Origin of the sequence: Salinicola salarius (assembly GCF_002179555.1) — a bacterium.
GTDB classification, from domain to species: Bacteria; Pseudomonadota; Gammaproteobacteria; order Pseudomonadales; family Halomonadaceae; genus Salinicola; species Salinicola salarius_A.
In genome coordinates this window covers 40,680-53,817 of sequence record NZ_NHOU01000003.1, presented here as the reverse complement: position 1 = coordinate 53,817, position 13,138 = coordinate 40,680, and the positions used below count along the sequence as shown (strand labels likewise).

General features: G+C 64.5%; 12 protein-coding genes. 3 read left to right on the top strand and 9 right to left on the bottom strand.

Features of this window, described 5'->3' with window-relative positions; all coding sequences use genetic code 11:
• Positions 1-34: 34 nt before the first annotated feature.
• From CCD76_RS03480 to CCD76_RS03450, 7 genes are all read right to left on the bottom strand, one after another.
• Entirely contained in the window at positions 35-1,027 is a 993-nt protein-coding gene (locus tag CCD76_RS03480) for a tRNA dihydrouridine synthase (RefSeq protein ID WP_087718166.1), read from the bottom strand.
• A 211-nt stretch (positions 1,028-1,238) separates the two neighbouring features.
• Positions 1,239-2,744 (bottom strand): tripartite tricarboxylate transporter permease, encoded by a 1,506-nt coding sequence (locus tag CCD76_RS03475; protein WP_256961077.1) that lies wholly within the window; start codon positions 2,742-2,744, stop codon positions 1,239-1,241.
• Between the two features lie 67 nt (positions 2,745-2,811).
• The gene (locus CCD76_RS03470) at positions 2,812-3,345 is read right to left on the bottom strand and encodes a tripartite tricarboxylate transporter TctB family protein (protein WP_087718165.1); all 534 of its coding nucleotides are present in this window, start codon (positions 3,343-3,345) and stop codon (positions 2,812-2,814) included.
• Positions 3,342-4,355, bottom strand: a complete 1,014-nt coding sequence (locus tag CCD76_RS03465; protein ID WP_218776951.1) for a Bug family tripartite tricarboxylate transporter substrate binding protein — start codon at positions 4,353-4,355, stop codon at positions 3,342-3,344. Before CCD76_RS03465 ends, CCD76_RS03470 begins: the two co-directional genes overlap by 4 nt.
• 118 nt (positions 4,356-4,473) lie before the next feature.
• The gene (locus tag CCD76_RS03460) at positions 4,474-5,004 is read right to left on the bottom strand and encodes a chromate transporter (protein WP_087718164.1); all 531 of its coding nucleotides are present in this window, start codon (positions 5,002-5,004) and stop codon (positions 4,474-4,476) included.
• Entirely contained in the window at positions 5,001-5,579 is a 579-nt protein-coding gene (locus CCD76_RS03455) for a chromate transporter (protein WP_087718163.1), read from the bottom strand. Before CCD76_RS03455 ends, CCD76_RS03460 begins: the two co-directional genes overlap by 4 nt.
• Positions 5,580-5,582: 3 nt before the next feature.
• On the bottom strand, positions 5,583-7,214 hold the full coding sequence (locus CCD76_RS03450) for a gamma-glutamyltransferase family protein (protein WP_087718162.1): 1,632 nt from the start codon (positions 7,212-7,214) through the stop codon (positions 5,583-5,585).
• Positions 7,215-7,409: 195 nt separating this feature from the next.
• On the opposite strand from CCD76_RS03450, the gene CCD76_RS03445 reads away from it, so the two are divergent.
• Positions 7,410-8,129, top strand: coding sequence for a GntR family transcriptional regulator (locus CCD76_RS03445; protein WP_087718161.1), 720 nt, complete (start codon positions 7,410-7,412; stop codon positions 8,127-8,129).
• Positions 8,130-8,149: 20 nt separating this feature from the next.
• On the opposite strand, the gene CCD76_RS03440 is transcribed toward CCD76_RS03445, so the two are convergent.
• Both CCD76_RS03440 and CCD76_RS03435 read right to left on the bottom strand, forming a co-directional pair.
• The gene (locus tag CCD76_RS03440; protein ID WP_087718160.1) at positions 8,150-8,761 is read right to left on the bottom strand and encodes an IMPACT family protein; all 612 of its coding nucleotides are present in this window, start codon (positions 8,759-8,761) and stop codon (positions 8,150-8,152) included.
• A 70-nt stretch (positions 8,762-8,831) separates the two neighbouring features.
• Positions 8,832-9,305: a LexA family protein gene (locus CCD76_RS03435; RefSeq protein WP_087718159.1), complete on the bottom strand. Its 474-nt coding sequence runs from the start codon at positions 9,303-9,305 to the stop codon at positions 8,832-8,834.
• 65 nt (positions 9,306-9,370) lie between these two features.
• Between CCD76_RS03435 and CCD76_RS19980 the strand changes: the two genes are divergently transcribed.
• Together CCD76_RS19980 and smc are read left to right on the top strand one after the other, a co-directional pair.
• Positions 9,371-9,535 carry a c-type cytochrome biogenesis protein CcmI/CycH gene (locus tag CCD76_RS19980; protein WP_179208828.1) on the top strand — a complete coding sequence of 55 codons (165 nt, stop codon included), beginning with the start codon at positions 9,371-9,373 and terminating at the stop codon, positions 9,533-9,535.
• An 81-nt stretch (positions 9,536-9,616) separates the two neighbouring features.
• Positions 9,617-13,120 carry a chromosome segregation protein SMC gene (smc, locus tag CCD76_RS03430; RefSeq protein WP_087718158.1) on the top strand — a complete coding sequence of 1,168 codons (3,504 nt, stop codon included), beginning with the start codon at positions 9,617-9,619 and terminating at the stop codon, positions 13,118-13,120.
• Positions 13,121-13,138 lie beyond the last annotated feature (18 nt).

Here is a 13,138-nt window from a genome sequence, read left to right as displayed (position 1 = left end):
CGGTTTGGCCGGCCAGAGCCGGTGAGGACGCTTTCTAGGCGAGCGCTGTCGAGGAGTCGTGGATCGACGTCGGTGCCGGCTCGGAGGCGTTCAGGCCCGCGAGGAAGGCATCCAGTGCTGTCTCCCGGCGCAATGCCATGAATCGCATCGCCGCCTCCGTCTCTCGCCCCCGCATGATGTTCAGCCACTGTTTCAACAGCGACACGATCACCTTTTCCGGCATGCCCGCGCTTTGTTTTGCCTCGGCATAGCGGTTCAGCAGGGCGCTACGTGCCGACCACGGCGTCGCGGGCAGACGTTCGCCGCCCGAGATCTGCCAATGACGGATACGCCGTGCCAGCCACGGATCTGCCAGCATGCCGCGACCCAGCATCACATCGTCGCAACCCGAGAGCGAGCGCGCCTTCCAGTAGTCCTCCAGCGACCAGATATCGCCATTGGCCACCACCGGCACGCTCACGACGGTCCGGATCCGAGCGATCCATTCCCAGTGGGCAGGCGGGCGATAGCCCTCGCGTCGCGTGCGCGCATGCACGACCAGTTCTTCGGCCCCACCGGCTTCGGCCGCTTGCGCACAGGCCAAGGCCAACTGCTTGTCATCGAAGCCGAGGCGGAGCTTGGCGTTGACCGAAACCCCGAAAGATCGGCCCACCTCGGCAACCGCGGCGACTGCGGCGTGAACGCGCGCCGGCGTACGCAGCAGCGACGCACCGCCGTCGTGGCGATTGACGGTCTTGGCCGGGCAGCCGAAGTTGAGATCTAGCCGCGTCGCTCCCTGTGCGATCGCCTGTTCGGCATTGGCCTCCAGTGCCTGTGGATCGGAGCCGAGCAACTGCAGGGTGACGGGCGTGGCCGAGGGCGTGACAGGCCCAGACGCGCCTGCGGTCGCCAGCTCGGGGCAATGGCGCAGAAACACCCGTGGCGGCAGTTTCGCGTCGACGACACGCACGAACTCGGTCACGCACCAGTCCAGGGCTCCGTCCTCGCTCAACAGCGCACGGGTATCGGCATCGATGACGCCCTCCATTGGCGCCAGACCGAGTCGGCCGCGTGTGGCCGAGGGCCCATGAGGGAGCGGCGTATCGCAAGGGGAGAAAGACGTGTCTGGATAGGGGAAAGGCTGTACCATACGACCTCCGGATGATCGGCCGTCAAGCTAGCACACCTCTCGCCGAGGACGAATGAAAAGATGGTCAGGTGAGCGGCATGCCCGATGTGGGGCATGCCGCTCCCTGTCGTCAGGCGCGGGCGGCGGCTCGCTGCTGGAGAAGACGGCGGACGGTGAACGCCACCGACAGAACCGCGAGTACCAGCAGGCCCGCCGAGATCGGGCGGGTGAAGAACAGCGTCCAGTCCTCGTCGGCCATCAGTGCCCGGCGCAGGTTGGTTTCGGCAATCGGCCCGAGGATGACGCCGAGCACCAGCGGCGCCAGCGGGTAATCGAGCTTGGCCAGCAGATAGCCCACCAGGCCGACGCCGATCAGCAGGTAGAGGTCGGTAACGCGGTTGTTCAGCGCCAGCGCACCCACCGCACAGCAGACAAGTACCACCGGCACGATGATCGACTTGGGAATCTCGGTGATTCGCAGGAACCAGCGCATGCTGATCAGGCAGAAGACCAGCACCATGCCGGCGGCCAGGAACATCGCCAGGAACATGCCATAGACCAAATCGGCGTTATCCATGATCAGCCTGGGGCCTACGCTGACGCCTTGTACCATCAGCGCTGCCATTAGCACGGCGTCGACCGCGCTACCGGGAATGCCCAGCGCGATCATCGGGATCAGCCCGCCGCCGGCGGTGGCGGAATTGCCCGACTCGGAGGCGACCACGCCATCGGCGATACCGGTACCGAAGCGTTCCGGGGTCTTCGAGGCACGCTTGGCCTGATCGTAGGCGATCAGGTTGGCGATGCTGCCACCGGCGCCGGGGACGGCACCGATGACCACGCCCAGCAGCGACGAACGCAAGAGATTTACAGGGCGGCTCAGAACCTCGCGCATGACGGCGAAAGGCCGAAACTGCATGCTTCCGCTCACCAGCGCCTTGCCTTGCTGGAGCTCCGACGGATTCTCCACCTCGCTGGCCAGCTGGCTCACCGCAAAGATGCCGATCAGTACCACCAGGAACGGAAAGCCGGCCGCCAGCACGTCGATGCCGAAGGTAAAGCGTGGCACGCCCATCATCGGATCCTGGCCCACGGTCGCGATGAACAGCCCCAGCAGGCTCATCATCAAGCCCTTGAGAACCGACTTGCCGACCAGGCTGGCGACGACGGTGACAGCGAACAGGATGAGCGAGAAATACTCCCAGGGGCCGAGTTTGACGGCGATCATCGCCAGCGGTGGCGCGGCGACGATCAGCACCACGGCACTCACCAGCGCGCCGAAGAACGAAGCCCAGATACCCAGCGCCAGCGCGCGGCCCGGTTCGCCCTTGCGCGCCATCGGGTAGGCATCGAACGTCGTCGCCACCGCAGAAGGCGTGCCCGGAATGCCCAGCAGGGCGGCACTGATCAACCCGCCCGAGCCCCCGCCGACATACACGGCGAGCATGGTCGCCACGCCCTGAAGCGGCGACATGGTAAAGGTCACCGGTAGCGTCAGCACGATCGCCATGGTGATCGTGAAACCGGGAATGGCGGCGGCCACGACACCTGCCATGACGCCAATCATCATGCTGACGAGGGTCGCCAGCGAAAACAGTTGTTCGACGCTGCTGAGCAGCGCATCGGTCATCAGCATGGAAAGTTCTCTTGTCCCGTTGGTCTTGTTCGAGTCGGACGACCGGTCTCGGGCTACCCGCTCCGCGCTACCACAGGCGTCCCGCGGGTAGCGAAATCAGGAACACGTGGCTGAACAGCATGTAGAGACCCAGGCCGAAGATCACGGCGACGAGTGCAGCGATCAGCAGTCGGCGTCCGCGACGAGCGCCCAGGATGAACTGCACGGCGAGCAGGAACAGCAGTGACGCCAGGGCGAATCCGATCCATGGCATGAGCAGCGCGTAGACGGCAAACGCCGCCAGCGTGGCAAAGGCCAGGCGTCGCTGCAGGAACCACTGTCTTGCACCGGCGCTCGCGGATCGGTCAGTGACGCGCAATGCCGCCATCGACTGCACCACGATCGCCAGATTGAAGATCACCAGCGCCCCGAGAATCAGCCTCGGGAACGAGCCGGCACCCAGCGGTTCCCACATCGACGACGGCAGGTCGCCGGCCTGCACGAACAGCCCGACGAACAGCGCGGCCAGGACGGCATTGAAAATGACGTTGGCGACCGCCTTGCCGTGCTCGCTGCTGGTCTCCCGCGCGGGGCGGGAGACCATCTCGGCATCCTTGCTCATCGTGCCAGCTTGCCGGAGAGGCGCTTGACCGTGGCATCGACCTCGGCGAGGTAGTCCGCATAGGCCTGCGGCCCCATGAACTCGACCTCTGCGCCGGCCTTGTTCACGCGCTCGACGAACTTCGGATCCTGGGACATGGCTTCGAAGCCCTGGGCCAGGGTCTCTACCTTGGCCGGATCGATCTCCTTGGGCGCGACGATACCGCGATTGATGCTCAGGTTGAGGTTGTCGTAGCCGAGCTCCTTGAAGGTCGGTACGTCGGGGGTCTGCTTGAGACGTTCCTTGCTGCCGATGGCGAGAAACCGTAGGTCGCCGTTCTTGACGAACTCCAGGCTCGACGAGATATCGCCGATCGAGGCGTCGATATGGCCGCCGACCAGCGCGCGAATGCGAGCGCCGGTTCCTTCGAAGCCGACGTATCGGAACTGTGCATCGATGGCGTCTTCGATCATCGCCGCATGCACGTGGGGAATGCCGCCGAGCGTTGCGCCGACGCGAATGTCACCGGGATTCTCCTTGGCATATTCGGCGAAATCCTCGAAGGTCTCCCAGTCGCTGTCGGCATTGACCACCAGATACTGGGGCGAGGAGGCCAGCGAGGCGATCGGCTGGAAGTCGTCCCAGTTGAGCTGAGTCAGGCCGGTGGCGTTGGCGGCCATCAGCCCCTCGTGGACCTGGCCGACGGTGTAGCCGTCGGGATCCTTCTGCGCCAGCTCCTTGAGGCCGATGGTACCGCTGACGCCGGGCATGTTGATCACCGGCATCGGCTGGCCGATGTGCTCGTCGGCGGCGTTGGAGATGATGCGCATCAGGGCATCGCTGCCACCGCCGGGTGACCAGGGCACGATGAACTCGATGGCCTTGTCGGGATAGTCTTCGGCTTGTGCGAGCTGGCTGGTCGCCAGACCGGTCGCACCGAGCCCCAGTGTCAGGGAAGCGATCGCGCCGCCGGAGGCGAGCATTCGGCCCAGTTTACCCTGGGCGGCGTTACGGAGTACGTCGTAGAACATGAGTTGTCCTTGTTTGGCTTGTAGGTTTTGACGTCGTATCGACTTTTTTCGGTCCGTTGACTTTCTTCGCTTCTTGCGTTGCTGCCTTTCGAGGGCGCGTGCGCTCGCGCTTTGGCACCTACCCGAGCAGTAGCCCTCCATAGATCAGTCCCAGAAGAACGGCCCACACCGGATGGAGCTTGAGACGCCAGAGCATCACCACGGCGATCGCACCGATGATGGTCGTGTGAATCCAGCCGGAATCAGTGACGCTTTCGTTGAGGAACGACCAGGTGAGATAGCCCATCAGCACCATGATCACCGGCCGGACCCACTGGCTCATCGACTTGACCTTGATCGAATCCCGGTAGCGATACAGGGTTCCCAGCGCTACCAGCATCAGGATCAGTGAAGGGGCGACGGTGGCGAACGTGGCCACCAGTCCGCCGCCGATGCCGGCCACGTCATAGCCGATATAGCCGGCCATCTTGGTGGCGATGGGGCTGGGCAGGGTATTGCCCAGCGCCAGCGTCTCGGCGAATTGCTGGGAGGTCATCCAGCCATAGCGGCCGACGACTTCATTCTCGACCAGCGGAATGATCGCCGGCCCGCCGCCATAGCCGATGATGTTGGGAATGAAGAAGGCGAGGAACAGATCCCAGTAGATCATGACTTCGCCTCCCCGCTGCGCTTGCGCCACCGTTCCGGTCGCAGCAGTGCGGCAATGAGGATCGCGCCAATCACCAGACCTGGATGAATACCGAGCCCGTATATCAGACCGCCGGCGACCGCCCCCATGATCAGGGTCGCGATCCAGCCGAGCACGATGCGTGACTTCTGGAAGAAGTCCCAGGTGAGCTGGGCCATCATCACCATCACCACCGGAATGACGCCTTCGCTCATGCCCTGGATCCAGCGCTGGTCGCGGAAACGGGTGAACAGCCCCAGCAGTACCACCATCGCCACGATGCACGGCACGATGACCGCCAGGACGGCATTGAGACAGCCGACCACGCCGCCAACCCGATAACCGATGGTGCCGGCCATCTTGGTGGCGATGGGGCCGGGCAGGGTGTTGCCGATGGCCAGCACGTCGCCGAACTCCTCATCGTTCATCCACTGATAGCGAGTGACCGCCTCGGCGCGAACCAGCGGAATCATCGACGGCCCGCCGCCGAATCCGAGCAGGCCGATGCGCAAAAACGCCACGAACAGATGACGCTGGGTTGTCAAAGACGAAGACATGGATCAGAACACCGCGATGCTGGAGTCGGTGCGCGGCTCGGTGCCGCCGCAGTAAACGCCGCTCTGAGGTTCTCGCAGGATGATCTGACCACGACCATAGGCGGTGCTGTCCACGGCCATGGTCATCTGGTGACCACGTGCCGCCATCTCGCGGATCACGTGAAGCGGATAGCCGGGTTCGATGCCGATCTTGCGTCCGCCCATCCACTGCCAGCGTGGCGCATCCAGCGCCGCCTGCGGGTTGAGATCGAAGTCGATCAGATTCATGACGACCTGCATGTGGCCCTGGGGCTGCATGAAGCCGCCCATGACGCCGAACGGGCCGAGCGCGGTGCCGCCCCGGGTCAGAAAGCCGGGGATGATGGTATGGAAAGTGCGCTTGCCAGGCGCCAGCACGTTGACATGATCCGCCTCGAGGCTGAAACCGTGACCCCGGTTCTGCAGCGAGATACCGGTTTCGGGCACTACGACGCCGGAGCCGAAGCCGTGATAGTTGCTCTGGATATAGGAGACCATGTTGCCGTCGCTGTCGGCGGTCGCCAGATAGACCGTGCCGCCGGCCTGTGGCTGGCCGGGTTCGGGGTCGATGGCATTCTCGCCGATCAGGCGGCGGCGGGTGTCGGCATACTCGTCGCTGAGCAGCGAAGCGACGCTCGTGCGCATGTACTCGGCCTGGGTGATGTGATGGTGGCCATCGGTGTAGGCCAGCTTCATCGCTTCCAGCTGACGATGCAGCAGTTGCGGGTCGTCGCGGACCGTGACATCGAACCCTTCCATCATGCGCAGCGCCATCAATGCGACCATGCCCTGACCGTTGGGCGGAATTTCCCAGACGTCGTAGCCCCGGTAGTTGACCGAGATCGGCTCGACCCATTCGGGGCGATAATCCGCCAGATCGTCGGCGCGAAGGTAGCCGCCTGTTGCGCGCGAGAACGCATCGATCTTCTGCGCCAGTTCGCCGCGGTAGAAGCTTTCGCAGCGGCTCTCGGCCAGGGCTTCGAGCGTTCTGGCCTGAGCTTCGTTGCGATGGAGTTCGCCAGGGCGAGGCGCGTGCCCTTCGGGCGCGAAGGCCTCGAGCCACGTCGCAATGGCGGGATCGCTTGCCTTGGCACGGAATTCGACCTCGGCGCGTTGCCATAGCTGGCTGATCACCGGCGAAACCGGGGAACCTTCCCGGGCGATGCGGATCGCCGGCGCCAGCAGGGTGGCGAAGTCCAGCTTGCCGTACTGCTTCGACAGCTCGGCCCAGGCGGCAGGAATGCCGGGGACGGTGACCGGCGTCCAGCCGTGCAGCGGCATCTCGTCGTGGCCGGCGGCCTTGACGGCTTCCGGCGTCAGCCGCTTCGGCGCATGGCCGCTGGCGTTGAGACCGTGGAGCTTGCCTTTCCCGTCGTTGCCTTCGGCAATCCAGACCAGGGCGAAGGCATCACCGCCGATTCCATTGCCGGTGGGTTCGACCACAGTCAGCACCGCCGCCGTCGCGATGGCGGCGTCGATGGCGTTGCCACCCAGGGCCAGCATGTCTCGCCCGGCCTGGCTGGCCTGTGGCTGCGAAGCCGCGACCATGCCGCGATCGGCATAGGTGGCGCTACGGCGAGAGGGGTAGGGATTGTTGTGATCGAAAGCGAGGGACATGGCGTTTCTCGATTATTGTGAGCCGATTCACCGTAAGGCGGTTCGCCGGATGCCGAAGGTCGTACGGTAAATTGATGTTAATCGTTTATGATGTGAAAAATCGATTTTTTACTATGGCGTCGAATTCTTGTGAAGGTCAAGACCTGAGTCGGCGAGATAGTGAGTTTCTATCACTGGATCGGAAGGTGAGCACTTATGGGAGTTGAAGCACCCACCGCCAACATGACGGCCAGCCAGCTGTACACGGCCTTGAAGCGCGATTTGATCGATGGACGTTTCGCCGCCGGGCAGAAGCTGGCAATCACCACCCTCAAGCAACGTTACCGGGTCGGGCTCAGTCCCCTGCGCGAGGCGCTCAATCGATTGGCCGCCTATGGCCTGTTGGTGCAGGAAAATCAGCGTGGCTTCCGGGTTCCCGCATTGACGCGTGCCGAACTGGACGACATCGCCGAGCTGAGACAGCGTTTCGAAGGGCAGGCGCTGGCGCAGGCACTGGCGGCGGGCGACGATGAATGGGAAGCCGGCCTGCTGGCGGCGTTTCACCGTCTCAAGCGGGCCGACGAGACGCCGGGTCAGCTGGAGCATTGGGAGCAGATGCATCTGCAGTTCCATCGTCATCTGCTGGAGCCCTGCGGTTCGCCCTGGCTGTTGCGTTTCATCGAACAGCTGCATGACCAGTTCGATCGCTACCGGCGCATGGCGCCGGCCAACAATGCGGTGCGAGAGACACTCAATGACCAGCACGGCCAGCTGGTCGATCTGGCCATGTCACGCGATACCGCTGCGGCGCGAGCGCTGCTCGAAGAGCATATACGGCTCTCCTACGAGGTGGCGCAGGGTGCCTGCCAGGAAAACGAGATGAGCAAAGGGAAAGGCGGGGCGACAGGGATAGGCGGGGCGACAGAGAAAGCATGACGACGATCACAACGGCGTGATCAGAGCCGCACGAGTGCGCCTTTCAGGCGCCGCTCCAGCACGGCCAGCGAGATGCTGTCATCGGCCGGCCACGCCAGCAGCAGACGCGCCCCCTGGCTATCGTAGTCGGCGCTGACCACCGGAATGTCATGCTCCGCCAGCCAGCGGCGGGCTTCCGCTTCGTTGCTGAAATCGACTTGGATGGTCACGTCGCGACGCTCGGTGAATTCGCGCCGGGGCAGAGTGTCGAGTGCCTTAAGCACGGCCTGGGTGTAGGCACGAACCAGCCCGCCGGTTCCCAGTTTGGTGCCGCCGAAGTAGCGCGTCACCACTGCACCGATCTGCCCCAGTCCGCTGCCTTCCAGCGCCTGAAACATGGGGCGTCCGGCGGTGCCGCCCGGCTCGCCGTCATCCGAAAAGCCGATCGCGATCTGCTCGCCGGGCGCGCCGGCAATGAAGGCGGAACAGTGGTGGCTGGCATCGGGATAGGTCGAACGCGCGTCGTTCAGCAGCACATCGAAGGCGGCGTTGTCGGGTGCATGACAGAGCCAGCAGATGAAACGGCTCTTCTCGATCTCGACGGTATTGGCGTGTCGCGCACGCGGGGCAAGATCGGGAATCGGATAGCGCATGGCGTTCTCTTGGCTGACTCAGGCCGAGTTTTTTGCTCGGCCCGGAAGACTTGGGTCGATTCCGGGGGAATCAGGCCACCTGGGGTGGGTTGCGCATCACGCCCATGACCAGGCCGAGTACCTGCACATCCTCGTTCTTCAGGTAGATCGGCGGCATGCTGTCGTTGGCGGGCTGCAAGCGGACACCGGATTTCTCGATGAACAGCTTCTTCAGCGTCACTTCCTGATTGTTGATCAGGACTACCGCCGTTTCGCCGTTTTCGGCCGACTCATAGCGCTCGATGATGATGACATCGCCATCGAAGATATTGCTGTCGACCATCGAATCGCCTCGGACGCGTAGCGCATAGGTGTTTCGGCGGACCAGCTTCGCGGGGACATGAACCGTGGCATCGTCGAGGCAGGCTTCCATCGGCAGCCCGGCGGCGACCTGTCCGAGCAGAGGAATCTCGACCAGATCGGTGGCATCGATGGGTTCCCAGTTGCCGTCGATCAGCGGCAGGTTCGGCTGGCGCTGCAGATAGCTCGGTGCGGCGTTTGTCATCGTCTTCTCCCGAGGTGGTGCCGCCATCATAGCAAGGCAAACGGCAGCGGCAAGTCGATACTTTGTTGCAGGATCGCCTGCCACCAGCGACTCCGGTTTTCCTGGTGGCGCGGGTTTCCGCGTCCGGCCAGGCGATGCCGCAATCCGGCGATCTCTACGGGCGGCTGGATGACGTCGAGATCGCTGGCGCCAGGACATTGACGCTGGATATCGATCACACGGTGCCTTAGGCTCTGCCGAAACCGGCGATGGCGGGTTGCCGACCGGGTAGTTCGCCATCGCCATATCGGTTCAGGAGCTCGATTCCCCGCATGCGTCTCAAGTCCATCAAGCTGGCCGGCTTCAAGTCGTTCGTCGATCCGGTCACGGTGCCGTTCGACAGCAACATGACCGCCATCGTCGGACCCAACGGCTGCGGTAAGTCCAACGTCATCGATGCCGTGCGCTGGGTCATGGGCGAGTCCTCCGCCAAGACCCTGCGCGGCGAGTCGATGACAGACGTCATCTTCAACGGTTCCACCGGCCGTTCTCCCGTCGGCCAGGCCTCCATCGAGTTGATCTTCGACAATCGCGACGGCGATCTCGGCGGCGCCTATGCCGGCTACAACGAGATCGCGGTCAAGCGCCTGGTCACCCGCGAGGCCCAGTCCAGCTATTTCCTCAATGGCCAGAAATGCCGTCGCCGCGATATCGCCGACATCTTCCTGGGCACCGGGCTCGGGCCGCGTTCCTACGCGATCATTGGCCAGGGCATGATTTCCCGGCTGGTCGAGGCGCGGCCGGAAGAGTTGCGCAACACACTGGAAGAGGCGGCGGGAATCTCCAAGTACAAGGAGCGTCGGCGGGAGACCGAAAATCGCCTGCGGCGCACCCAGGAGAACCTCGAACGGCTCGACGACATCCGCGAAGAGCTCGACAAGCAGCTCGAACGGCTCAAGCGTCAGGCCGAAGCGGCCAAACGCTATCGCACCCTGAAAGAGGAAGAACATCGCCTGCGCGGCGAGCTCGCGGTGCTGCGGGAACGCGCCCTGCGCAGCCAGCAGCGCGAAGAAGAGGCGCGCGTGCGCGACTGCGAGATCCAGGTCGAACGCGAGATTCTCGGCCAGCGCCAGTGCGAAACCCGATTGGCGGAAGGCCGGGAGGCCCACGATGCGGTGGCCGCGGAGCTGGAAACGCACCAGGCCGCGTTCTACCAGACCGGCGCCGATATCGCCCGGCTGGAGCAGTCGCTGGAACATGCCCGGCAGCGTGAGCAGCAGCTCGCCGACGATCAGGAGAGCGCCCGACGCGAGCGGGATGCGCTGGCGCAACTGGTCGAGCAGGACGAGACGCGCCGCGCGGAGCTCGATACCCGACTCGAGACGCTGTTGCCAGAAGCCGAGATCGCGGACGAATCGCTGCTGACGCTGGAGCTGCAGCTCGAAGAGGCCGAGGCCCTGGCAGACGAGCACCGGCAACAGTGGGAAGCGTTCAGCGAACGCGACCGGGATGCCCGTCACCGGGCCGAACGCGAGCAGGAGACGATCCGGCGTCTCGAACGCCAGCTCGAAGAGGCGGCCCGTGAACTGGAACGTCGACGGCAGCAGCGGTCCGAACTGCCGGATGTCAGTGATCTGGAGGCGGAAAGAGACGCGCTCCGGGAAGACTTGGCAATGCTGGACGAACGGCAGCAGGCGCTGGAGATTCGTCGCGAAACGCATCAGCAGTCCCGCGAGCGGGCTCGGCAAAGCCAGGCTGAAGCGCAGGCGGCCAGAGACAGCGAACGTGAGCGTCGGCATCGCTGCCAGGGAGAGATCGCCTCGCTGGAGGCACTGATCGACGCGGCCCTCAACGATGACGACGCCAGCCTGGCCGAACAGCTCGGCGATCACCCGCTGGGTAGTGCCCCGCGAGTCGCCGAGCGTCTCCAGGTGGCGGCCGGCTGGGAGCGCACCGTGGCCTGGGTGCTCGCGCCGTGGTTGAAGGCGCGCCTGGCGGATCCGGAAGCCGCCCGCGTGCCGCTGGCGTCGCTGGTCAGCGGTGAGCTGCCGGTGGTCTCGGACCAGTCGCCGGAGGCCGCACCTCCCCGGTCGCTGGGCGCCCGGGTCGAGGGCGCCGGTGCGCTGTCGATGTGGCTGTCGGCGATTCATTGCGTCGATGACCCGGAGGCGGCCTGGCAGATGGTCGCCGACCTTCCCGCGGGGCAGAGCGTGATCACGCAGGATGGCCTGTGGCTGGGGCGGGGCTGGGCCCGGCGTCTCGGTCGGGACGACGCCAATGCGGACAGCGTCCTGCTGCAGCGACAGCGCCGCGATGCGCTGATCGAGGAGATCGCGACGCTCGACGCCACGCTGGCCGAGCATGAAACACGGATCGCACACTGGCAGTCCGAAGTCGAGGCCAGCGAAGCGGCACTGGAAACGCTGGGGCAGGACGAACGCGGGCTCGCCCAGCAGCGTCAGACGCAGGCGACCCGGCTGGCGACGCTGGAGAGTCGTCTCGAGCATGTCATTTCGCGGCTGCGGGAGTTCGATGCCGAACAGGCGCAGGGGCAGGAGCGACACGCGGAGCAGGCACTGGAACTGGAAAGCGTGCGGGAGCGCTGGCAGCAGGCGCTCGATCAGGTCGAGGCCAACAGCGCCGAGCGCGACGCGCTGCAAGCGGCCCGCGAACAGAGCCAGTCCCGGCTCGCGGAGCTGCGCCAGCAACAGCAGCAGACCCGGCAGACCCAGCAGCAACTGGCGCTCGAACGTCAGCGTCTCGAGGCCCAGCGCGGCGAGCTTCGGCAGCAGGCCGAGCGCAGTCGGGAGCAGCTGTCGCGACTCGACGAACGTGTCGAACTGCTGCAGGAACAGCTGGAAACCTTGCGCGAACCCGACGACGATCAGCGTGAACGCCTGGCGCAACGACTCGAGACACGATCCCGGCAGGAGGCCACGCTCAACCGTTGCCGGGATCGCGCCAATCAGATCGGCGAGACGTTGCGCCAGACCGAGATCGAACGCCAGCAGCACGAACGCAATCTGGAAGGGCTCCGCCAGCGGTTGCAGGAAGCGCGGATGCAGGTTCAGGCGTTGACGCTCAAGGCGGATGCGCAGCAGGAGGCGCTGGCGGAACAGCAGCAGGACGCCCGGAGCCTACAGGAAAATCTCGATCCCAATGCCACGGAATCCGCCTGGCAGACTCGGCTGGAAGAGACCGGTGAGCGCATTCGGCGGCTCGGCGCCATCAACCTGGCCGCGATCGAGGAGTACGAGCAGCAGGCCGAGCGCCGTGATTACCTCGAAGCCCAGCACGCCGAGCTGAGCGAAGCGATCGACACCCTGGAGCGTGCGATCAAGCGTATAGACCAGGAGACGCGCACCCGTTTCAAGCAGACTTTCGAAGAAGTGAACCAGGGCCTGATGGCACTTTTTCCCCGAGTCTTCGGCGGTGGGACCGCATGGTTGACGCTCACGGGAGAGGATTTGCTGGAGACGGGCGTGGCCATTATGGCCCGCCCCCCAGGCAAGAAAAACAGCACCATTCACCTGCTTTCCGGGGGAGAGAAAGCACTGACGGCACTGTCGCTGGTATTCGCCATCTTCCAGCTCAATCCGGCACCTTTTTGCATGCTCGACGAAGTCGACGCGCCACTGGACGACGCGAATGTGGGACGCTATGCAAAACTGGTCAAGGAAATGTCGGAAAGCGTGCAGTTCATCTTCATCACGCACAACAAGATCGCAATGGAAGCGGCCGAGCGATTGATGGGCGTGACCATGCAGGAGCCGGGCGTGTCACGCCTGGTATCGGTGGGGGTGGAAGAAGCGGCGTCGATGGCGGATACGTCCTGATACTGGCGAAAATAGCCA

Excerpts from the sequence above, each read along its gene's own strand:
- smc (WP_087718158.1), top strand. The coding sequence starts at position 9,617 with ATGCGTCTCAAGTCCATCAAGCTGGCCGGCTTCAAGTCGTTCGTCGAT.
- CCD76_RS03455 (WP_087718163.1), bottom strand. The coding sequence starts at position 5,579 with ATGTCTTCGTCTTTGACAACCCAGCGTCATCTGTTCGTGGCGTTTTTG.
- CCD76_RS03440 (WP_087718160.1), bottom strand. The coding sequence starts at position 8,761 with ATGCGCTATCCGATTCCCGATCTTGCCCCGCGTGCGCGACACGCCAAT.
- CCD76_RS03450 (WP_087718162.1), bottom strand. The coding sequence starts at position 7,214 with ATGTCCCTCGCTTTCGATCACAACAATCCCTACCCCTCTCGCCGTAGC.
- CCD76_RS03460 (WP_087718164.1), bottom strand. The coding sequence starts at position 5,004 with ATGATCTACTGGGATCTGTTCCTCGCCTTCTTCATTCCCAACATCATC.
- CCD76_RS03480 (WP_087718166.1), bottom strand. The coding sequence starts at position 1,027 with ATGGAGGGCGTCATCGATGCCGATACCCGTGCGCTGTTGAGCGAGGAC.
- CCD76_RS03475 (WP_256961077.1), bottom strand. The coding sequence starts at position 2,744 with ATGCTGATGACCGATGCGCTGCTCAGCAGCGTCGAACAACTGTTTTCG.
- CCD76_RS03435 (WP_087718159.1), bottom strand. The coding sequence starts at position 9,305 with ATGACAAACGCCGCACCGAGCTATCTGCAGCGCCAGCCGAACCTGCCG.
- CCD76_RS03445 (WP_087718161.1), top strand. The coding sequence starts at position 7,410 with ATGGGAGTTGAAGCACCCACCGCCAACATGACGGCCAGCCAGCTGTAC.
- CCD76_RS03465 (WP_218776951.1), bottom strand. The coding sequence starts at position 4,355 with ATGTTCTACGACGTACTCCGTAACGCCGCCCAGGGTAAACTGGGCCGA.
- CCD76_RS03470 (WP_087718165.1), bottom strand. The coding sequence starts at position 3,345 with ATGAGCAAGGATGCCGAGATGGTCTCCCGCCCCGCGCGGGAGACCAGC.